The 21,736-nt window shown below is 49.4% G+C and carries 14 protein-coding genes; 1 reads left to right on the top strand and 13 read right to left on the bottom strand.

All coding sequences use genetic code 11. The features are described from left to right. Positions 1–110: 110 nt before the first annotated feature. From QC823_RS11225 to QC823_RS11165, 13 genes are all read right to left on the bottom strand, one after another. Positions 111–1,052, bottom strand: a complete 942-nt coding sequence (locus QC823_RS11225; protein ID WP_309656435.1) for a glycosyltransferase family A protein — start codon at positions 1,050–1,052, stop codon at positions 111–113. A 211-nt stretch (positions 1,053–1,263) separates the two neighbouring features. Next, positions 1,264–3,207 (bottom strand): acyltransferase family protein, encoded by a 1,944-nt coding sequence (locus QC823_RS11220; protein ID WP_309656434.1) that lies wholly within the window; start codon positions 3,205–3,207, stop codon positions 1,264–1,266. A 375-nt stretch (positions 3,208–3,582) separates the two neighbouring features. Next, entirely contained in the window at positions 3,583–4,383 is an 801-nt protein-coding gene (locus QC823_RS11215) for a glycosyltransferase family 2 protein (RefSeq protein ID WP_309656433.1), read from the bottom strand. A 380-nt stretch (positions 4,384–4,763) separates the two neighbouring features. Next, the gene (locus QC823_RS11210) at positions 4,764–5,567 is read right to left on the bottom strand and encodes a glycosyltransferase family A protein (RefSeq protein ID WP_309656432.1); all 804 of its coding nucleotides are present in this window, start codon (positions 5,565–5,567) and stop codon (positions 4,764–4,766) included. A gap of 84 nt (positions 5,568–5,651) precedes the next feature. Continuing rightward, positions 5,652–6,878, bottom strand: coding sequence for a glycosyltransferase family 4 protein (locus tag QC823_RS11205; protein WP_309656431.1), 1,227 nt, complete (start codon positions 6,876–6,878; stop codon positions 5,652–5,654). Between the two features lie 277 nt (positions 6,879–7,155). Next, positions 7,156–8,544 carry a UDP-glucose dehydrogenase family protein gene (locus QC823_RS11200; protein WP_309656430.1) on the bottom strand — a complete coding sequence of 463 codons (1,389 nt, stop codon included), beginning with the start codon at positions 8,542–8,544 and terminating at the stop codon, positions 7,156–7,158. A gap of 53 nt (positions 8,545–8,597) precedes the next feature. Then, positions 8,598–9,695, bottom strand: a complete 1,098-nt coding sequence (locus QC823_RS11195) for an NAD-dependent epimerase (protein WP_309656429.1) — start codon at positions 9,693–9,695, stop codon at positions 8,598–8,600. A 62-nt stretch (positions 9,696–9,757) separates the two neighbouring features. Beyond that, positions 9,758–10,954: a hypothetical protein gene (locus QC823_RS11190; RefSeq protein ID WP_309656428.1), complete on the bottom strand. Its 1,197-nt coding sequence runs from the start codon at positions 10,952–10,954 to the stop codon at positions 9,758–9,760. 280 nt (positions 10,955–11,234) lie between these two features. Next, positions 11,235–13,232 carry a polysaccharide biosynthesis protein gene (locus QC823_RS11185; protein WP_309656427.1) on the bottom strand — a complete coding sequence of 666 codons (1,998 nt, stop codon included), beginning with the start codon at positions 13,230–13,232 and terminating at the stop codon, positions 11,235–11,237. A 72-nt stretch (positions 13,233–13,304) separates the two neighbouring features. Beyond that, a complete protein-coding gene (locus QC823_RS11180) occupies positions 13,305–14,444 on the bottom strand; it encodes a hypothetical protein (RefSeq protein WP_309656426.1) in 1,140 nt (379 codons plus the stop codon). Between the two features lie 24 nt (positions 14,445–14,468). After that, the gene (locus QC823_RS11175; RefSeq protein ID WP_309656425.1) at positions 14,469–16,283 is read right to left on the bottom strand and encodes an ABC transporter ATP-binding protein; all 1,815 of its coding nucleotides are present in this window, start codon (positions 16,281–16,283) and stop codon (positions 14,469–14,471) included. Between the two features lie 6 nt (positions 16,284–16,289). Then, the gene (locus QC823_RS11170) at positions 16,290–18,548 is read right to left on the bottom strand and encodes a polysaccharide biosynthesis tyrosine autokinase (RefSeq protein WP_309656424.1); all 2,259 of its coding nucleotides are present in this window, start codon (positions 18,546–18,548) and stop codon (positions 16,290–16,292) included. 42 nt (positions 18,549–18,590) lie between these two features. Continuing rightward, on the bottom strand, positions 18,591–19,742 hold the full coding sequence (locus tag QC823_RS11165) for a polysaccharide export protein (protein ID WP_309656423.1): 1,152 nt from the start codon (positions 19,740–19,742) through the stop codon (positions 18,591–18,593). Between the two features lie 1,058 nt (positions 19,743–20,800). Between QC823_RS11165 and QC823_RS11160 the strand changes: the two genes are divergently transcribed. Further along, on the top strand, positions 20,801–21,682 hold the full coding sequence (locus QC823_RS11160; protein WP_309656422.1) for a helix-turn-helix transcriptional regulator: 882 nt from the start codon (positions 20,801–20,803) through the stop codon (positions 21,680–21,682). Positions 21,683–21,736 lie beyond the last annotated feature (54 nt).

The following is a 21,736-nucleotide window of genomic DNA, read 5'->3' as shown; positions in this document are numbered from 1 at the left end:
CGATACGTCGTTCGATAGCCTCAACGCGCCCACCATGCAGACGTAAAGCGCTAAATAATGGCCCTACCACTGCCGCGATGAATGAGGCGGGATTAAGCTAGTAGCTGTGATTATAAAATCGGAGGAGTTTCACTTAAAACTCTCCCCCTTAATTTTCCATAATATGGTTGAGGTATCACGAGAGATGTTAATGTTAACAATTGACGTGGTCGCATATTTAAAAACATTAAAGAAGAAATATCCTTTTTAATCGATTTACCTACTAACTTTTTCTCCACTGCCCAAGCAAGCAATTTACGATTTATAGCCGATCTAAAATAATATCTTTCAGACCAAGATAGACCTTTCTCATATTCTTTTTTCAAGTCTAAACAAGGATGAGTATGCTCAATATTATTCTTATTGCTTACTACACCGCTATTATGTAGTAGCCACATACTTGTAACAGTGGGATCATAATGAACCATTTTTAAACTGCATAAAGCTTTTAGCCAAAAATATACATCCCCGGCACGGCGGTATTTCCCAACGGGAAATTCTCCCAAACTCATGAAACGATCACGACGTATACATACACCATTCATATGAATAAAATCGGACTTAGAAAATGCGGCCAACGCTTCCTGACGATTCAAGACTCCATTTTTCAAGGACTCATTTCGGGGTATTAGTCTATTTCCTTCCATCTTACGAAAAGCATTGATAAAAATTTCGACAGTTGGGTTTTCCAAAATGGCGTCAGCAAATCTAGATAAATGGTTATAAACAAGTAAATCATCAGCATCGAAAAAAACCAGCCATTTGGATGTTGCCTGCTGTGCACCATAATTCCGAGCAGCGTAGCCACCAGGACCAGGTTTATCACGCTGGTATAATCGCAGTCTTCCCTTGCGTTCTTCTCGCAATAATAGCTCAATAGAACCATCCGTTGATGCATCATCGACCACTATAATTTCAAAATCTTTTAATGTTTGATTATACAGACACTCAAGCGAATCCGACAAATTCGAGACCTTATTATGCACTGGCATAATCACTGAAAAAAAAGACATAAAATCATCCTCTTCACAAGCTTAAGTAATTTAAAACCATAAGCATCTTATAAAAACTCAATAAGATATCGGGCGAGTCATATTGATTATATTGGAAAATATTTTTTATCAACAGAAAGCGCACGACAAAGCGAATAAATGGAATTTTACAAGCACTAAAATAGTGCTCCAATAGTATTAATAACTCTAAAAAAATTAAATTTATATTAAATTATTTTAATTTATCAATCATTCTACCGACAAACAGTGAAGCCCCAGACAAACTCCAATGATCTCCATCTTGCCAATAAATCTGGTCACAATTAACTAAATCTTTTTCTATATTAAACTGCACCTCATCGATTTGCGAAACATAGTAAACTTCTTTATCCTCAGCCATCGCGTGTATTCTATTATCCAATTTCTTAAAGACATCGTACTGCCCTTCTCTAAGACTATAGTTGTGATCACATCCTTTAGCTACTATATATTCTTTCCCTATATGAGGCTCTAAGCGTGGACCAATCCAGACAACACGGGAAACTTCAGTAAAATTTTCCAAATAGTTTAAAACATAATCAATTAATCTGTCATTTATCAAAAATTGATCAGGATCTAGGGGATCAGTGATAGGCACATGAGAAAACATCGTTCTATCTGATTTTTCCTTATCTGACTCAAGCAGAAAGAACCCTGCTTGCGAATAAAATAATTTTGAAAATACTTCAGGATTTCTCTCCATGAAATCAGTTATTTTTTCATACTGGCACCAATCTTCTTGCGTATAAGGATGACATCCACCACGGGTATATCCAAAAAGAAACTCTCCTTCATAATGAAAATGCATACCATTGTAAATATCTATTCCATGACTATCTCCGAGCACAGCGGTACCAGGTCCATGTTTTTCGTAACAGCTAATTAGCTGTTTCTCTACAGTTCTAGAAAAATCCGAACTATTAAACCGACATTCTTGACTTCCTGGGCCATTTTTTGTGATATATCTGATATCTTTAACAATCTGGTATGTATGTGAAGAATCAGGATTGTTTTTAATCCATAAATTGTACAACCCATCGGTAAAAACTCCGTACATTCCTATAGAAACAAAGGCAAATGAGACAGTACCAGATGTGCTAAATAATCCGGTTCTAGTAGGCAACAAAGGCAGTGACTTTCTTCTAAAAGGTTGTTCTACATAACGCCATGTGAAGTAAGCCAACCCTAAAGATACGAAAGACAGAATCATCATCACTTCTTCAGGGGGAGGCGTAAAATACTTTATACGTGCAAATGCAAAAAGCGGTTGATGCCATAAATACGCACTGTAACTAATCAAGCCCACTCCGACGAAAGCAGGGAAGGAAAGAAATCTGGCTACCCACGTTGACGAAGCACCGTAAAAAATTATGAGAGCAGTTCCTCCAACGGGAGCCAATGTATATAACGAAGGAAAGGGAGTTGTTTCATCATAATAAAAAATAGAAAATAAAATCAGAAACAAACCTAAGCCACTAAGTAACGCATTCTCATGCTGGGACTTTCCATGCATCAGCAAGGCACAAATAGCGCCTGCTCCCAGTTCCCAGGCTCGAGTAGGAAGCAGGTAGAAGTTTGCAGACGAGCTATACCGCCATCCCCATTCGGAAAGCAACAGGCTGAGGGCCGACAAGGCAAGCACAACATAAAAAATAGGATTTCTTCCAAATCGCCACAGCAGAAGAAGCAGAATAGGGAAAAAAATGTAGAATTGTTCTTCTACTGCGAGACTCCACGTATGTAGTAAAGGGTTCTCTTCGGCTTCCGGCGCGAAGTAATCGTCTTTTCTCCAAAAAAGGATATTAGAAGAAAAAAAACTTATCGCGATAAGCGCCTGAGCAAAATCTTCTATTTGTGAGGGAAGCATCCATATCCAAGCGAATGGAATACAACAAAGCATAACGAAAAAAAGAGCCGGTAGTATTCTTCTCGCCCGTCTTTCATAAAACTTTCTTATCGTAAATTTCTGCTTCTCCAGGTCACTGATAATGACTAAAGTAATCAAGTATCCGCTAATCACGAAAAAAACATCAACGCCTACATACCCTCCCGAGAAAAGCTCGAAATCTGCATGAAAAAGAATCACCGGCAATACCGCAATAGCCCTCAAGCCATCCACTTCTCTTCTGTATTCCATTTCAATTCCTTCCCTACTATGAAACTGACGGAGCACGTTGCTAACTATAATTATTATTAATAAGCGCACGCTTCTGAAAGAACTTTCACCAATTTTTAACAGCAAATTATGTCCGGCTATTTATTATTCACTTCATACACTTATAAATTCTAAATGAAAGAATAGTCTTTACTTTAACTTCTTTCTATAGGACAACTTGACCAAGCAACGGTCAACGCACGCTACGTATACCTTAAGGCTAATTGCTAACTTTCCATAGCGTATCGCAATGCCACATAATTCTTTAAGACAGCCAAAGTAGCGCTCTACCGTATTTCGTTGCCAATGTTTGGTCTTATCGAACTGCCTGGATAGCCCAGGAAGGAGTATTTCGGGCTATTTTACAAGCCAACGCCGGATACCCCTTGGAATATTGTTATAAAAAAACTTCACAAAAGGAACGGGAAAATAATAAAAGGGTGCCTGTAGCTGCCATAATTTCTTTAAACTAATCTTGAATGAGTTAAATGTGTATCCTAATCGATTACCAACTTCAAAGCTCTGCCCATCGTGAAGTCGCTTAATCGTAAGAGGCAAATCCACTCGATAAAATATATAGCCTTTTTTAAGGGCACGAATCCATAGATCGATATCGACCTGTCGGACCAATGTTTCGTCGTAGCCCCCAACCTGTTCAAGGAAATTCCTAGAAAAAATAATAGAGCTATGGTTTATTGGATTACGAACATAAAAGCTTTCACGCCCCATTGGTGTGACTGAAAAAACACCTTCATCAGTTAAATTTCCAGCTTCTTCTCCATAAACAATGTGGCTTTCTGTGACCACTACTTCTGCTTCTGGAAACAGGCTGACAGCAACAGCTTGCTGTTCTAATTTTTTTGGAAGCCATTTATCGTCAGCGTCAATATTAGCCAACCACGGGTGTCGAGCGTGATTAACAGCAAGGTTCAACGCTTTGGAACGTCCTATACCTTCCGTATTAACGGTTGTAATCGGAATTGGCGCTGTACAACGTAATTTTTCGAGCACTTCCCAGGTATCATCGTCAGACCCGTCATTGACTACTACAATTTCTTGAGGAGGATAAGTTTGTGAAAAAATTGATGAAAGGCTAGATTCCAAGTATCTAGAACCATTTTTGACAGTCATTATGGCAGAGACATTAATTTTTTCCATTTACAACCTCCATAAAAAGTAAAATTTATAAATTATAGGATCCATTTTTTAATTTAAAAAAACATCTATCGCAGCAAAAATGCATTGTACTCACTACCATTTTTTGGCACTAAGTTAAACGATCTTTAACTATGCGTATAACGACATATAAACAACTCTTGTTACCTAATTTTTTCACATTAATTAATTTCCATAAAAATAATTTTACTTCATTTTTTAAAAAACGAACTAAAAAAATCATCTCCTATATTATATACAATCATTAGGGTCCTGAACTTTGTTCAATTGAGCATAATAGTCATGGAGCACCAACAATGAAATTTCTTCCAGCCGTAGCTGCATATTCATCCCGCCTAACTTTAATACGTTATTGTCCAGGCTTACTGGTTAGCGGAACTACTTTTCTCCACGGCCCAGGAGAGCACCTTACGATTGATCGCCAAGCGCAACTGCCGGCGTTCATCGCTCCCTAGTCGCGACGCATAGTCATGCAAAAGATCCAGGCCGAGATGCAAATTGATCAGATGACGCTTATCTTGCGTGTTATCGCTATGCTCAAGCAGCCATAAATTAGTGGTCGTATCGTTGTAGTGAATCTCATCTAGCTCGCAAAGGGCTTTTAACCAGAAATAGGCATCCCCTGCACAGCTATAGCGACCAGCCGGAAAGCCACCTAGCGACAGAAACCACTCACGCCGCATGCAAGCACCGTTCATGTGAATGAAGTCGCAGCAGGCGAAAGCGGTCAGGGCTTCTAGGCGCTTCATTCGGCCAGCCGAAAACCTTTGAATACATGGCAAGCGTTGCTGACTTTTCATTTTCTGATAGGCATTGATGAATAGTGCGATATCCGGGTAATGGGCGATAGCAACGGCAAAACACGACAGATGATCGAACAGCAGAATGCCATCACCATCAAAGAAGACCAGCCAGTCTGCGCTGGCTTTTTCAGCACCGAAATTGCGGGCAGCGTATCCGCCCAGTCCCGGCGGACTACGTTGATAAAGCTTTAGTAGCCCAGCTTTTTCATGCTCACGTAATACCTTAAGGGAACCATCGGTGGAACCGTGGTCCACTGCGATCACTTCGAAGTCGCGAAAAGTTTGGCGATACAGACAATCCAGGGAATCAGATAAAGTCGCCACCTTGTTATAAACCGGTATGACCACCGAAAAAAAAGCCATATCCGTAAATTTCCTTTGTTGTTATGAGAACATGATGTCGAAGAGCGTTGACTCGTTGCTACATCGCTTGGCAGTGGGACCATCTTACGAAGCAGGGGAAGTTTCATTAAGAGAGGGGTGTGCCGAGGAGTCCCGCGTTCTATCGCGTAAAGCCGGGCTCTCTATTCCCATTGCTTGCAGCATCACCGCATTGACCTTATGGACGTCATATCGATTTTCAGCAATCTCGTGGGAACGCCGTCCCATGGTTTTCACTAGCGCAGGGCGATTAATGAAATGCTGCATGGCCTCGACAAGCGCATCGACATCTTTTACCGGTACTAAATAGCCGTTATCACCCTCGAGAACAGTTTCTCGACAGCCGGGTGCATCGGTGGTGATAACCGCCCGCCCCATCGCCATGGCTTCCAATATTGAACGCGGCGTGCCTTCGCGGTAATAGCTGGGCAGCACATAAACACTGCAATCCGCAATCGCAGGGCGCACGTCAGTCAGCCAACCCCAATGTTCGACCACCCCCTCCTCCACCCAACCATTCAGCTCCTCTTGGGTAACGCTGTCGGGATTGCTGTCGATATCTCCTGCCAACTGAAACATAACCTCAGGATGCTGCTGCTTGATTCGTCGTGCAGCGCTTATGTATTGACGCACGCCTTTTCCGCCAAGCAAACGGGCAATCAGCAAAAAGCGCGGCGGGCCTTCTGGCAACGGCGCTACTGTGAAATGCGCCATGTCGACTCCCGACCCATTGAGTACCTGGGATGGCACTGAAGCGGTAAGTAACCCTAATTCGCGAAATAGTGCCTCGTCATCGGGGTTCTGGAAGAAAACCCTATCTGCCTTTCTCAGAGCCGCCGCATATAGCCGACATGCTGAATGAAAGACCAGAGGACGCGTACCGCTCTCTTGGCCAGCAAAGGCATACCCCAGACCGGTGATCAATGCATAACGTTTGGGAACCTTAGCCAGCTGAGCCGCCAAAAGACCGTAAACAACAGGCTTGATCGTGTAAGCCAGAACGATTTCCGGGCGAATATTGCGTATCAAGCGATAAAGCGCTTGAAGCGTTTGAAGATCACGCAAAGGGTTCAAGCCGGTTCGTTGCATGGGAATATCGTGCGTCACAACGCCCCAGGCCTCGAGCTGCCGGCGAGTCGTGGGGTCATCAACAAGTCCGGGTGCCGCTGCGTGCACTTCCAATCCTGCTTTGAGCAAAGCCTGCACCAGCGGCCCCCGAAAATTGACCAAGGAATAACTCGAACCCGCTATCAACAAAAAGCGGCGATTTGAGTTGGCATTCTTAGAATTCATGATAACTCCTTAGTGGGTCACCAGGCGGCACGCGTCCAGCGCTTCTGAACTAGCGTTGAATAGTTAGCTCAAGCAAAAGTGTCGAGTGGTGATGACTCAGAAACCAATAGGTTGGAAAAAACAGGTTGGAAAAAAAAGGTTGAGAAATTCAGAGTGGAGAAATAAAGCTAGGGCTTTCCTTTATGACCTCTTTCAAAACTCGACAAACCTTGTCTTTTAATCAGAACTCATCTCTTACCTAAGTAGCGATAATGACCCTATTGTTTTTGCCACTCTTTTAATCGCTTATTGTTGATGCAGAGAGATGGTACGAAGATGAGGATAAAGTAGGAAATGCTAGTTTGGTTCTGCCTACCGAGTAATAGGTAAACCCTTTTGCCACCATTCGGCGTGGTTCATAAAGATTACGCCCATCGAATATGGTCGGTTCGGTGAGCTGAGCCTTGATAAACTCAAAGTCAGGCGCGCGGAAGTTTTGCCACTCGGTAACGATAATCAAGGCATCACTGTTCTTTAACGCTGTTTCCTTGGTGCCGCACAGGGTCAGAAGCTCGTTACTGCCGTAGAGGCGCTGAGCCTCTTCCATGGCTTCCGGGTCATAGGCCTGTACCTTGGCGCCAGCGGTCCAAAGCGCTTCCATAAGTACGCGGCTGGGGGCATCGCGCATATCATCGGTATTAGGTTTGAACGAAAGTCCCCAGACGGCAAAGGTTTTACCCTTCAGCTGAGCATCAAAGTGCTGGCTTATCTTTTGGAACAGCGTATTTTTTTGCTCCTTGTTACGCGACTCCACCGCCTTGAGCAGCTTGGCATCAAAATTGATGGCATCCGAGGTATGGATAAGCGCCTGCAAGTCCTTGGGAAAGCACGAACCGCCGTAACCCACCCCGGGGTAAATAAAATGGTAGCCAATGCGTGGATCGGCGCCGATCCCTTGGCGCACCGCTTCAATATCGGCGCCTAACCGCTCGGCCAGGTTTGCCATTTCATTCATGAAGCTGATCTTGGTGGCCAGCATGCAGTTGGCAGCATACTTAGTCAGTTCAGCACTTTTCACATCCATCACGATGATCTTGTCGCGATTACGATTGAAGGGTGCATAAAGCTCACGCATGACGTCGATTGTGGCGTCGCACTCGGTACCGATAATGATGCGATCAGGCCTCTGGCAATCAACGACGGCACTGCCTTCCTTGAGAAACTCAGGATTGGACACCACGTCAAAACCGATATCGTTGCGACCACGTTTTTCCAGCACCTTTTTCACCTCGGTGCGCACCCTATCGGCACTGCCTACCGGTACAGTGGATTTATTGATAATGATCCGGTCACGCTCCATGTGTTCACCGATGGTAGCGGCCACGGCAAGGACGTACTTGAGATCGGCGCTACCGTCTTCATCCGGCGGGGTTCCCACGGCGATAAACTGGACGTGGCCATGTTTGACTCCTGCGACTGCATCAGTGGTGAATTCAAGCCGACCGGCCGCGTGATTCTCCTTCACAAGGGATTCCAGACCAGGCTCATAAATGGGGATGATGCCCAATTTAAGTTGTTCGACCTTATTATCATCCACATCGACACAAACCACATGATGGCCGACTTCAGCCAGAATGGCGCCTTGAACCAGGCCCACATAACCGGTCCCGAAAATTGTAACGTTCATTGGTTTACCTGCTGAGATGGGTGTATGAAAAGAACAAGAATTGGAGTGTTGTTTTACTCAATCGAGCTAGACGCTTCGTTCAGGACAACATCCGTTTTGTTTAACGAATCTTCATCCGACGAATCTTTACTTAACGCGTAATAATCGCGATACCATTCGATGAAGTTGGCGACGCCTTGGTAGACTGGCGTAGAAGGTTTGTAACCGACCTGCTTTTCCAACTCACCTGAATCCGCGTAGGTATCGGGAGCGTCACCGGGTTGCAGGGGCAGCAGCTGCTTAATCGCCTTCTTGCCTAGGGCTTTCTCAATGGCTTCGATATACACGCTGACCGTCACCGGATCGTTGTTGCCAATGTTGAAAAGGCGAAATGGAGCATTGCTGGTGGCAGGGTCGGGGCTGTCGCTGTTCCAATCGTCCGCAGGCGTGGCAATGTCGTCACTGGCGCGGATGATGCCCTCTACGATGTCATCTACATAGGTAAAGTCGCGGGTATGGTGGCCATGATTGAAAACCTGGATGGGTTTATCCGCCAGGATGTTCTTAGTGAACTTGAAAAGCGCCATATCCGGACGTCCCCAGGGCCCGTAAACGGTGAAAAACCGCAGCCCGGTGGTCGGTAACCCGAACAGATGGCTATAACTGTGGGCCATCATCTCGTTGGCTTTCTTAGTGGCGGCATAAAATTGCAACGGATGATTGGCCCCTTCATGCTCGGAAAACGGCATTCGCGTATTGGCGCCATAAACACTGCTAGTGCTAGCGTAAGTCAGATGGGCAACCTCAGCGTAACGACACGCTTCCAGGATATTGGTGAACCCAATCAAGTTGCTTTCCACATAACTTTGGGGGTTTTCCAATGAGTAGCGCACTCCTGCCTGGGCAGCCAGATGAATGACCCGGTCGAAGTGGTGCTCGTTAAAGCACTCCTTTACCGCTTGCTGGTCAGCCAGATTGGCACGAATCGACAAATAGTCGCTTTTGGTCTCGGCCGCCGTCTGTTCAAGCAGTTTCAGACGCGCCTCCTTGATAGCGGGGTCGTAATAATCATTGACATTATCAACTCCAACGACGCTATCTCCGCGCTCCAGCAATCGTTTAGCAGTATGGAAACCGATGAATCCGGCATGGCCGGTAACCAGAATTTTCATTTGATGACTCCATGACGAGGCAATCGTAGGCGTCAGGCTGAGGGGAAAAAGGGTCGTTCATCTCAATTGCGAACAAAACGCTGAATATGACGCCATCCCACTCGCCTCAGACCGTCCAGCGTCAAGGGCACCAAGGCTGCTGAGCGCACCATGGCAAGAAACGGACGTGGAAGTTCATTAAGGCATAGGGTTCGAGGCAGCCCGGTATAAGGAAACCAATGCTGGCGATAGGAGTTCTGGCGAGCTGAAGGTGGTAAATCACCTCTAAAGCGCAGCGGCACTTCGTACCAGGCATAGTTGCCCTTCAATGACTGTATTTCATCCATACCGGGCTGGAGGAATTCAAAATCGATGATTTTTAGGCCCTGGCAAGGATCATAGATAAGATCTTGCGGATTGAGGTCGATACACTCATAGCCAAGACGGCGATAATGCAGGATAACGGCTCTCACACGCTCGATGGTCCAGATAGGCAGCAAGCCATGGTGAGAAAAAGGCACTCGAGGCGAGAGTATGTGCTCCATACGGTTGGCATAGCGCTCGAATACCAGATAATGGGGACCAACTTCTAGCAGACGTGACACTTCAGGCAATGAGGCACCCAATTCACGCGCGTTCACTTCACGTTCCAGATAACGTTCGCGCCCGGGACGAAACGTCTTACAAATCGCTTCAGTGCCGTGAAAGTCCACCAACTCCACCTTGGCTCGGCAAAGTTGCTTACTCAGATCAGCCAATACCGGATAGGGCGTACGAAATGCGGCATTATACCGCTGGGCTGCTTGCCGTATTTCACCTATCCGCTGGGGAATGATCGTCGCGAGAGACGCGAGGGACTGGCTTCGGTTACAGAACACATACATAGGGTCGCATTGTTGCCGTGCGGGACATGCGTGATTGACCTTATCCCTTATCTTTGCCTTGACCGTAAGCACGCGCACATTATCAATCCGCCCGGCGTTGTCTTTCGATGACGTGACTTCCTTCATAGGGTGTACGTCGTGCACTACCAGCAGATGAGCGGGTTGGCCGCCACTATCAGGCCAGACATCCCCTTTCTGACCTTCATCTTGAATACGCTGAGCCAGCACCTGACACTGCTCTTCCTCAAGCGGCAGGTCACACAAAAGATTGAAACCATAGCTATCAAGCAAGCGACGCAGATTATCTAGGTATGCCAAACCGCGCTCTCTAACCAGGAAAACGCTAATCCCGGCCGGCCATTCTTGCTGTTCGTTATTCTTTTGCCTGGACGTCATCGCTGTTCTCCATATGATAAAGAGGGTGCTTTGAAAAGCACTTGAGAGAGCATTTGGGAAAGTGCTTTTAAAGCACTTGAGAAAGGATTGGAGCCAGTTAATAAGAGAGTGCTTGAAGGCGCCTACTTGCTTTTCGGATCGGTGTTAATACAAAGGTCGGTAAGGCAATCGTCGAAAAGCTTGAAGGCAACATCCGGTTAAACTCAACCAGCAACACCGGTAACCACAGAATTAAGCTTCGCGCCAAAGGAGCCGTTGATCGCCCGCGCCACCATGGGCATCAGCCTTCTTTGGATACTGGATTCAGTGAGGGGGCGAGTCGGACGACTGACATCAAAGGAGTTGTTATCTCGGGGTGCTGACGCCGTACATTGGGAAGCATCATTTGACGTGCCTCCCACACCAGGTCGGCTATATCATCTAGAGGGTGGTAATCCAGAGGTGCCGATTGAAGCAGTTGCCGAATACGCAGATGGTCGGTCGCGATAAAGGCCTGCTCCAGTTCTTGGAGAAAGGCTTCTAGCCTGGGCCATTCCCAAAAGCGCTCTTTCGAGGTCATGATGCGATCGTGGCGCGTTCTCCTAACGTCATGGCCGATCAACAACTCCTCGAAAAGCTTCTCTCCAGGGCGCAAGCCGGAATAGACGATCTCGATATCCCCCTCGGGATGCTCAGCGTCTCTTACCTCCAGCCCCGAAAGACGCACCATGTTCCTCGCTAGATCATGGATGCGTACCGGCTCCCCCATATCAAGCACGAACACCTCGCCACCTTCGCCCATAGCGCCGGCCTGGATAACTAGCTGGGCAGCTTCGGGAATCGTCATGAAATAACGAGTGATGTCAGGATGCGTCACCTTAATCGGACCGCCCTGCTCAATCTGCTTACGAAACAGAGGCACAACGGAGCCACTCGATCCCAACACATTGCCAAAACGCACCATGCAGAAACGCGTTTCGGTCTGGACACGAGAGAAAGCTTGGCAGATAAGCTCGGATAAGCGTTTTGAAGCGCCCATGGCATTGGTCGGCCGAACCGCTTTGTCGGTGGAAATCAGCACAAAGGTTTGCACTCCCGCCGCCATCGCCGCCTTGGCCAGGTTCAAGGTGCCAAAGACGTTATTGCTCACGCCCTGGACAAGGTTAAACTCCACCATAGGAACGTGCTTGTAAGCCGCAGCATGATAGACGGTATGCACCTCGAAACTTTCAAATACCGCCTTGAGACTGCCCGAATGCTGTACCGATATGAGCAGTGGTTTCAGTTCGCAGCGCGATTTAGTGATTTCGATATGTTGTTTTAACTCTTGTTCGATGGCGTAAAGTGCAAACTCGCAGTTATCGATCAAAAGTAAACGCGCGGGATTTTGATCGAGAATCTGGCGACACAACTCACTGCCTATCGAGCCTCCAGCCCCCGTCACCATGACCGCTTTATCGCGAATATCGGCTTGCATTAGCTCAGGGAAAGCAGGTACGGATTCCCGTCCCAATAAATCTTCAAGTGCCACATCACGCAGTTCGCTGATTTTTGCCCGGCCAGAGATCACATCGGCACTTCCAGGAATGGTTTTAAGAGGGACAGAAAGACCAGAAAGCCAGTGTAATATCTCGCGTCGGCGCCACCGGGGGGCACTAGGAATAGCCAGCAAGACCATTGTAGCTCGGTGCTCCTGAACCAGGGCGGCTAGAGCTACCGGCTGATGGACTCTAAGCCCTTCGACCATGGCACCTTCCAATCCTCGCCAGTCATCGACAAACGCTACCGGCCAATATTCCCCTCCATGCCGCAGTGCAGCGACCAGCTCACATCCAGCGGCCCCGGCGCCATAGATCACCACCGGTTTACGTTGTCGAAGCTGGCTATGGCGGTATAACTCGCGCAGCAAAAAACGCAGGCTTCCGATGCCCAACAGCAAGAGCAAGGCATAGACGACGATCACGGATAGTTCAACGCTGTGTCCCGCCAAATAGCTCGCCGGTGCCACCAGCAAGGCAGAAGACACCACCACAATAGCCACTGTCGGTACGGTGACATGGCTCATGTAGCGAATCACTACGCGATACAGCCCCAGCCAGTGGAAAAGCAAGAGACTCATCGGCACCAATAAGCCGATAGTCGCCCAAAGTGAAGTGTTTTTCAGCGGCTGCATGCTTTCTAGATGAATAATGGTCGCCAATTGCAGACTACCCGCCACGATGACGCCATCCAGCACCACAAGCACGCGGCGTTTTATCCAACGCGGCGTCATCGACAATGATTGCATTAAACTAGCCATGGTACCCCCTTCAATATTGCTTGCCGGACTTGCTTGCTAGTTATCCAGTCACGATATGGAAAACGGCATACTTCAGGGGGGGTCGGGGATCAGGCGTTGACGCGAGGCCACTATTGAGCCTTCTCGATAGAGATGCCAACCGATCACCAATACCATCCAAAATAATGTCGATCGCAGGCCATTATGGGTGGTGGAATAGATCAAGGGCCCGGCCACTCCGGCCCAGACGTAAAATGGGGCTCGACGTAACACGATGGCTATGGTCAACAGAAAAAGCACCAACCCCGGCAAACCATAGGCAAACAACATGTTGACAAAGGAGGAATGAATCTCGTGCCCACCGTAGGGAGCGAAGCGCCCGCGCTCGGCTTCCCCTGCCCCCAGAATGGCGTAGGCGGGAAAGTTCGTCAGCCGGTCGAACTTGCGCTCTTCATAAACGCTGTCCATCTTGGACGGCGCCCTGTCCATACGTGCTTCCAGGTTTCGCAACACTTGTCCATCCGAGTTGATATTGGCCACCACCACGCCGCCCACCAACAGAGGAAAAAGTAGCAACAGGCGGGCGAAGTACTTAACCTGCCTGGCGTTGGCCATGGCCCAACCAATCAGCACCATGACGCCACCCCCCATCGCCGCCAACGACGAAGCTGCTAGGATACCCAGCACGCCAGAGGCCAGCCCAGCCAACCCTAAAAGCCTCATCCTCGGATGAAAATCATCAAGCATTAATAGCACCACCACGCCGCATAGCGAAAAGTAGGCCAGCTGGTTGGGGTTGTTGAAACTCCCGGTAGTGCGATTGACTCCCAAGGCCAATTGCGCCAGCGTCATGCTACCCGAAACCAGTAAAGCGATAGAGACACCATTGCGGATAATCACCTTGGAGCGTTCGCCATAAACGCCCAGAAAGCGGAGAAGCGCCATCCCCACCAGAAAGTTGAACAGAAAGAACAGGGCGGGCCTGAAAAAACTGGTAGTTTCCATCACCAACGTCCAGCCAAGGCATACCAGCACTACCCACAAAACCATCAGCCCCCAGCAAAGGGCAAAGGGCGAGACTTTCAGGCGTTCGTCCCCCAGTGACATCACTAGCATCACACCGGCAAAGCCTATCAATACAAAATCAGTCACCTGAGGACCGCCACTGGGAAATAAATAAAGGCTGCTCAGTGAAAGGCCTAGGAACAACAGTAGCGATCCAATCAGATTCATGGCGATACCCTTTGTCTACCGTGGCTAGAGGTTAGCCATCATCTTGAAGGTCTGGTTGCGGGTGGCCAGGTCGTGGTAGGTTCCAGCATCACTCATCTTCCCGTCTTCAAGCATGTAGATGATGTCGCACTCCTTGACCGTCGCCAGACGATGGGCGATCAGCACTACAGTCATCTGCCCAGAAAACCGCTGGATATCATCCATGACGCGACGTTCAGTAATGCCGTCCAATGCGCTGGTGGCTTCGTCGAACACCAGCACCCTAGCTTGCTGATAAAGGGCGCGAGCGATACCCAGACGCTGGCGCTGCCCCCCAGAAATCTGCACCCCACGCTCTCCGATTCGCGTTTCAAGACCCTCGGGAAGTCTCTCGATCAGTTCATCGAGTTGCGCCATGTGTAGCGCTTCCTTGACTCTTTCGACATCAATATTCTGACGGTCAATGGCAAAGGCAACATTTTCGAGAATGCTGGCATCTGACAAAAATATCTGCTGCGGTACAAAGCCGATACCCGCCTGCCAATAGCGCAAGTTTTCATGCGTCAGCGGCACATCATCGACCAGAACCTGGCCTTGACTAGGCTCAACCAGGCCCAGCAAAAGGTCCACAGCGGTGCTTTTGCCACTCCCCGAGGCCCCCACCAACCCCACCATCTGGTTAACGGGTATCGAAAGCGTCAGCCCATCCAACGCTCGTGCCCGCGTTCCGGGATAGTCAAAGACCACGTCCTGCAACTTGATCTCACGCTGAGGCACCCAAGGCGTTATCCGAGCATCGGGCTGAGCTTCACTCCCTGCGTAACCGTGTTTCACTTCATCACGACTTGCTATCAAGTCCTCACGAATGGCGTCATAGGCTGCCAAGTTGCCGCGGATTTTCGAGATCGAGCTATAGATCTTCTGAAAACCGGGAAGCATCTTGAAACCCGCTAGGGCATAGATCGAGAGAGCCGGTAAAATGGCACCCAGATTGCTCTCGTAGAGATTAAGCAGATACAGCACCAGCATGATCACCGAACCGAAAGCCACCAGTTCGATGGCGTAACGCGGGGCCTCACTCAACCCTTGGGTCACTCCCTGCCCCCGCGCAATACGTTTGCTGGCGTTATCAAAGCGCGAGGTAAACCCTGCCTGGCGATGTAGTAAAAGCAGGTCCTTGATCCCGCCAAAGCCTTCATTCATTAGCTTGAAGCGCTTGGATTGAGCCTCGGAGACCCGTTTGCCGTGAACGGTCAGAAAACGACGTACCGTTTGATAAAGCAGCAGGTAAGAGACGACGAATATCAATACACCGACTATTGCCACGACTGGGTTGTAGAGAAAGATTGCCAACGTCATCAAGCCCACCATTACCGACTTGGCATTGAGTTCCATCGCAGGATTGATGACTTTTGTGGTTACTCGCTGGACTTCCGCCGATACTTTACTCACCAGGCCGCTAGTGTTCTGATTGGAATGAAACAACCAGGGCTGGTGGAGGTAATAGCGGTAAAGTCGGCTAGAAAGTTCCGCCCCCACCTGTTCACTGTAAAGCGCCAGCCGCCAAGTGGTGTACATGGAAAACAATGCCGCCAGTAACAGTACGCCGAGCACCATGGAACCCAATAGACTCAGAAAACCCCTAGGGCTTTGCATGCCACTCGTGGTGTAAGCCCAAGCCAGCCAGCCATCGCCTTGGAGCCGACTCATGTCTCCAACCACCGCCATGAAAGGGCCAATAGCGATCACACCGGCGATCTGAGCGAGGGCCATGCCAATAATCAGTATTTGCAGCCTCAACAAGCGACGCCGCTGTTGCTGAGTCAATAATGAATAGAATTCGCGCAGTTGATTCAGCATCTTTTATCACCGGTAAGCGTAGAGGTAGCTGCCGTAGTAACCGTGGCGGCTATTGGTGGATTTTTTCACGCCGTTCAGAATGCCTCCTTTGAGCCTCACGCCAGCATTCTCCAAACGGCGTTTGGCGGCCTTGATTTCGCCGGGAGCGTTACTATCGAACCGCACCACCATCAAGCTAGTTCCGGCCAACTTGCCCACGACCGTGGCATCGGTCACCGCCAGGATCGGCGGGGTATCCACTATCACCAAGTCGTAATGCTGGCTCATCGACTCAAGAAAATCGTGAAAGCTCTGCTGCATCAAAAGCTCCGACGGGTTGGGCGGCACACTGCCCCTTGCCAAATAATCAAGCCCCTCGAGATCACTGTGACGAATGGCCTCTTCTAAGCTAATCCGCCGTGCCAACAACTCTGAAAGTCCCTTTACCCCCCTGCCATTAAAAGCATAATGCAAGTGACCCCGACGCATATCCGCATCGATTAATAAAACCCTTTGTCCCGCCTGGGCACATACAGCCGCTAAGTTAGCCGCTACGAAGCTCTTCCCTACCCCTGGGCTAGCCCCGGTAATCATTAATCGATTATTGTCGGCTTCAAGCATGGCGAAATAGAGACTGGTGCGTAGCCCACGCAAGGCTTCCACTGCAATTTCAGCAGGTTTCTTAACGGCCAGTAAGCCTCGGAAAACTTCCTGGGATTTTTTGGAATGGCGTGGACGGATTCGCTCGGTAAGCCCCACCTGATCACCAGAGTTCGGCAAGGTGGCGTAGACGGGCAGACCCAACTCTTCAAGCTGCTCTGGGGTCTTGATCGCTCTGCTGAGCAACAGGCGCACTATGATTGCCATTGTCGCTAGCAATGCCCCGAGCAGGCCGCTGACTGCAGTTACTAGCGGAATACGGGGTGCGATAGTGCCGGGATTCAGCATGGCAGCATCCAGAATACGTACGTTACCCACGGTACCGGCCTTGACCAGGCGCATTTCTTGAAGCTGGTTAAGCAGCTGCACATACACTTGCTGATTTACTTGAGTGTCTCGCGTAAGACGCAGAACTTCCTGCTGGGTCTCGGGTAATTCACTAACCTGAGCATTAAGCCGGTCACGTTCGGCTTCAAGCTGTCCGCGCTGTCTTAGAAGTGTCTGGTAATTGGGGTGTGAGGGACGATACCGCTCGGCCAGGTCGGCTTCTCGCATGGACAGCGCACTAAGTTGGTTTTCTACATCGACCACCCGAGTGAGCAGATTTTCGGTCTCGAACGTCAGGTCCACGGAGTCGCGTTGCGCCCGGTAGTCGTTGAGCATTCCCTCGGCGGCAGACAACTGATCGCTGACCTGAGGAATCTGTTCGTTGAGAAAGGCGATCTGCTTCTCGGCTTCTTCCGAATGACGCTGGACGTTCTGAGTAAGGAAAACACCGGTCAGGGTGTCCAGCGTCGGCTGAATCTGGTCGCGATCCGCGCCGTTTAGCGTCAATTCGTAAACCCCCGAGTCAACGCCTCGCGGCATAATCTCGAAACGCCGTTTCAGATCCTTTATCGCATTAAGTGAAGTCGTTCGCTCCAGCATGAACTCTGCCCCGGGATGCGCTATCGCCTGGCTAACGAAAAGACGATACCCCAGCGCGTCGTCCTGCACCGTTTCCCCGACTTTACCGCTGAGCAGCGTTTCATCTTCCAGCAACAACTCGAAATTGCCGTTTCTCAGAAGGCGCAGTACATGCTCACTTTGCACTCTTTCATCAGGCACATCGAAGCGTGCAACGCTTAGCGACTCACCGGCCCATACATAAGGATTATCCCAGTCACTTTCCTCGAAATCCGTCAACCATTCGCGTATAAATCCCGGCATGAAGCTTTTGAACCAGGCTTGGCTAACGCCATGATGAACCAAGAAGTCCCCCACCAATGGCAATCGCCGTGGCTCAACTTTAATGGCCAGATCCTGCCGTTCAGCCGTTTCTCCCAGCACCATGCGCGACTGCAGTATTTCAAGCTCGGCGGAGGTAGGGTTATCGGGTTGCTGCTCCCCTAATGATTCCATAAACGCCAAGCTAGACCCTTGGTTCTCAATCTGAACCAACGCGTCCGCCTGATAGATGCGCGGCTGCGAGTTGGCATAAAAATACCCGGCCAGGAGAAAAAGCCCCGTTATCGACACAATAAACCACCGATGGTCGGATAGTGTGTCTACCAATTTGCGCAGATTAAGGTCGTTGTTTTCCTGGGGGGGAGACGACGACGAAGGTGGTTGGGGAAAGTAAGTCATGGCCATGCCTCATTACTCGTGAAATATCGTTCGAATCGGTGCTTACAATTCACCGACATCCGTGGCGACCGTCGCGACATCGCCCGGCAGGCTGACCGAAGGCAACAGCAGCGAGATCACGGTGTTCCAGCGAGCCAGCGGTGCTGACGTCACGTACACCACATCCTGCGGCTGGAGAGGAAAACGCGTTCCCAGCAATAGACGGGTGGCATCCTGAATATCTAACTGATAAACAGTGGCGATCTCCTCGCTTCCGGGCGGGTTTCCTCGCACCACGAAGATACCTGAAGGCTCAGCCCGGCTTTCGTTCACGCCGCCTGCTCTTCCCAGCGCATCCGTCAAGGTGATGCGTTCGTTACCCAAGGCAATCGCACCAGGACGCATTACGTGCCCCATCACGATAACGTTCTGATTTTCCATGGTCGGTACATGAAGCAGGTCGCCATCACGCAGCAACCGGTTCTGAGTCATATCCCCTTGGCGCATCATGGCGTAAAGCGAAATATGTTCTTCGCTTCCATTGCGACTCAACGTGACGTTACGCCAGTCAGCATTATCGAGCGCCCCACCCACTTGACTGATAGCATCCAGGATTGTCATCGGCACAATGGTCAGCGGCAGAATGCCTGGGTTTTCCACAGCGCCACTGACATAGACTTTCTGTGAGTGAAATGCCGCAATGCCAACTTCTACCTGAGGGTCGGTGATCACGCTGGAAAGCCGCCGTGCGATCAGTTCCCGAATCTGATCCAGCGTCATTCCCTCGACTTTTACACGCCCCACATAGGGGTAGAACATAGTGCCGTTGGGCCGTATCCGGTTTCCGGTTTCCGCAGCGGAGCGCTCTGCTCCGGCTGGAATAGTCAGTTCGGGGTGGTCATAGACAATCACGCTCAAAATGTCTCCAGGCCCCACACGATATTCGTAGCCCTGTACCTCCAGATCCATTACCTGAGGCGTTGGTTGACTAGGCGCCTCCCCCACGTGCATCGCATCCACTAGATTCGGAGTAATCGGTTGCACGTTCACTCGCCCATCCAGCGATTGTTCAAGCTTATCCCCGTCAATATGTCCGCCGGGCGCCATGGCACAGCCACTCAGCACCCCTAGGAGCATGATCAACATCAGCCAGCGAATTAGCCGTAGTGGGTTCCTATCAGATTCAACCCTTACTACATTATTGAATTTATTCATTAGTTGCTCCCTGTACTTAGTGTCTTGCCACGCTACCGCCCGGGGATTATGTTCAGGCATTTCCCAGAGCCTCGTTGATAACTATTGGCAATGCAGTCTGCACAACGGCACAAACACGTTGCCTTTTCTTATGTAAATTAATGTTACATACAAAAACAAAAAAATTCATATGTTTTACATAATCACTGAATATGAGATAGATAACGCCATATACCCGTGCAGAGGTAAGTACTGGCATCAGATAAAAAGGAAATAACATCATGCTAGGCGGGATTATTAACATTAGCTTTTTAGTACGCGGGTTACCGCGCCACGCTCACGGCGAGCGTCACAATGGCCAAGAAGCCACCTTTATCGCGTGTTGCTGATCCACACTTGAAGCGCGCCAGCAAGCAAGTGCTTTGGCTTTTACTGAAAGGGATTCCACCGGTAACTATTAGGTAGCACTGGCCGAGCTGCTGAATGATCAGGCGGCAAACAAAGTGTCTCGGCTTAAGAAGGAAGGAGTGTGCCGAATGGCAGAAGCGCGACTCGGCAAAACAGCGCTATTTTTACGGGAGGGCTGAAGGTGTTTCTTTTCGATCGTTGTCAGATAGAGCCACCATTTGAAAGGCTATACCTGGGCTTTGAGAATAACTCGCGCCCTTCGCTTCACAGCATAAAGAAAGCTGGCAGCGCCCTACCTGAAGCGGCCGGGTGGGCGGCCACCTGAACAGCCTCGCGAATGCTGCCATGACCTGGAATACCGGTGATTTTCAACCCAGGGCTCTAAAAGGCTCAATCAGCATCCTCATGAATGGGGCGGGTTAAAGGCTTCTTTACTCAGGCGTGCTTCTCGCAATTCAAATGCTGTGAAAAAAGCCAAATACAACTAAGATTAAGTTTTTTGTGCCCTATTTCAAGCACAAGAGCCGACTAAAATCGTACCAACCTTTAGAAAAATAAAGAAAAAATAAGACAGCAAAAAAAGAGAAAGAAAAAGAACGTTACAGAATGTCCGTATGACCGAACTCAAAAGAAGCAAAGGCCAATTGCCGGGCAGGCGAAGGGAGACATTCATGAGAACTCATGACTACGTACTCATCGTATTGAGAAACGTACAAACTGGGGTTGATGACGATTACCACAAGGCCCTGGAATGTCGGGGCTATCGACTAGAGACAGTGTTTCCCGGCCAGGACCCGTCTCCCTGGATGTCAGATAAGCCACCCGTGGCCGCCTGCTTCCAGTACGACTACCCCGATTTCACCGGACTGGCCAGCCTACGCGAAACCAAACAGGCTTTTCCCTCCATTCCCCTGTTGATGATTACCCAAGCCCATTCCGAGCACCTGGCCGTGTGGGCGTTCCGGGCGCGCGTATGGGATTACTTCGTACAACCCTTCGACATGACCCGCTTTCTCGAGGTAATGGAAAAACTCTATGCTGTTCGCCTACCGGAAAAGTCCAAGCTAACCGATCGCAATGTCGTTGAGGTCCAGAACCAAATCCCGCCAGAAGCGCGCCTCTACTGCACAATACCCGGCGACGATCAGGCGCGCCTGCAGCGCGTTATTTCTTTCATTGACCTGAATCTGCATCGCAAGATCGTCCAGAGCGAAGCTGCGGGTCTATGTGGACTCGGCCCCTTTCAATTCAGCCGTTTCTTCAAGCGGGTGGCCGGCATCACCTTCCAAGAGTACCTGTTACACCGGCGCATCAGCGAAGCCATGCGGCTACTTGCCAATCCCAAAGTCTCGATCACTGATGTCTGCTTCACAGTTGGCTTCAGCGATCTCTCCTACTTCACCCGTATTTTCCAGCGTTATGTCGGCAAGCCTCCCTCCCGCTACCGGCTAGAGAATATGGAGTCGGCCAGCACGCAATCAAAAGACGCATTCCCTAGTCCCCCGACGACACTACCCGATCTCCCCCCGTTGCTAAAATCTCCCAATCCGTGAAACAAAGGGAAAAGCGTCCCACACAGCAGTGCGGGCGATACCCCCGCCTCGCCC

The organism is Vreelandella vilamensis, assembly GCF_031451755.1.
Taxonomy (GTDB): Bacteria; Pseudomonadota; Gammaproteobacteria; order Pseudomonadales; family Halomonadaceae; genus Vreelandella; species Vreelandella vilamensis.
The sequence above is the reverse complement of the archived record's forward strand: the minus strand, read 5'-3'. Positions and strand labels throughout refer to the sequence as shown.

Coding starts and splice junctions, on each gene's coding strand:
- QC823_RS11165 (WP_309656423.1), bottom strand. CDS start 19,742: ATGAATAAATTCAATAATGTAGTAAGGGTTGAATCTGATAGGAACCCA.
- QC823_RS11225 (WP_309656435.1), bottom strand. CDS start 1,052: ATGTCTTTTTTTTCAGTGATTATGCCAGTGCATAATAAGGTCTCGAAT.
- QC823_RS11215 (WP_309656433.1), bottom strand. CDS start 4,383: ATGGAAAAAATTAATGTCTCTGCCATAATGACTGTCAAAAATGGTTCT.
- QC823_RS11200 (WP_309656430.1), bottom strand. CDS start 8,544: ATGAACGTTACAATTTTCGGGACCGGTTATGTGGGCCTGGTTCAAGGC.
- QC823_RS11185 (WP_309656427.1), bottom strand. CDS start 13,232: ATGGCTAGTTTAATGCAATCATTGTCGATGACGCCGCGTTGGATAAAA.
- QC823_RS11170 (WP_309656424.1), bottom strand. CDS start 18,548: ATGACTTACTTTCCCCAACCACCTTCGTCGTCGTCTCCCCCCCAGGAA.
- QC823_RS11175 (WP_309656425.1), bottom strand. CDS start 16,283: ATGCTGAATCAACTGCGCGAATTCTATTCATTATTGACTCAGCAACAG.
- QC823_RS11210 (WP_309656432.1), bottom strand. CDS start 5,567: ATGGCTTTTTTTTCGGTGGTCATACCGGTTTATAACAAGGTGGCGACT.
- QC823_RS11220 (WP_309656434.1), bottom strand. CDS start 3,207: ATGGAATACAGAAGAGAAGTGGATGGCTTGAGGGCTATTGCGGTATTG.
- QC823_RS11190 (WP_309656428.1), bottom strand. CDS start 10,954: ATGACGTCCAGGCAAAAGAATAACGAACAGCAAGAATGGCCGGCCGGG.
- QC823_RS11195 (WP_309656429.1), bottom strand. CDS start 9,695: ATGAAAATTCTGGTTACCGGCCATGCCGGATTCATCGGTTTCCATACT.
- QC823_RS11160 (WP_309656422.1), top strand. CDS start 20,801: ATGAGAACTCATGACTACGTACTCATCGTATTGAGAAACGTACAAACT.
- QC823_RS11205 (WP_309656431.1), bottom strand. CDS start 6,878: ATGAATTCTAAGAATGCCAACTCAAATCGCCGCTTTTTGTTGATAGCG.
- QC823_RS11180 (WP_309656426.1), bottom strand. CDS start 14,444: ATGAATCTGATTGGATCGCTACTGTTGTTCCTAGGCCTTTCACTGAGC.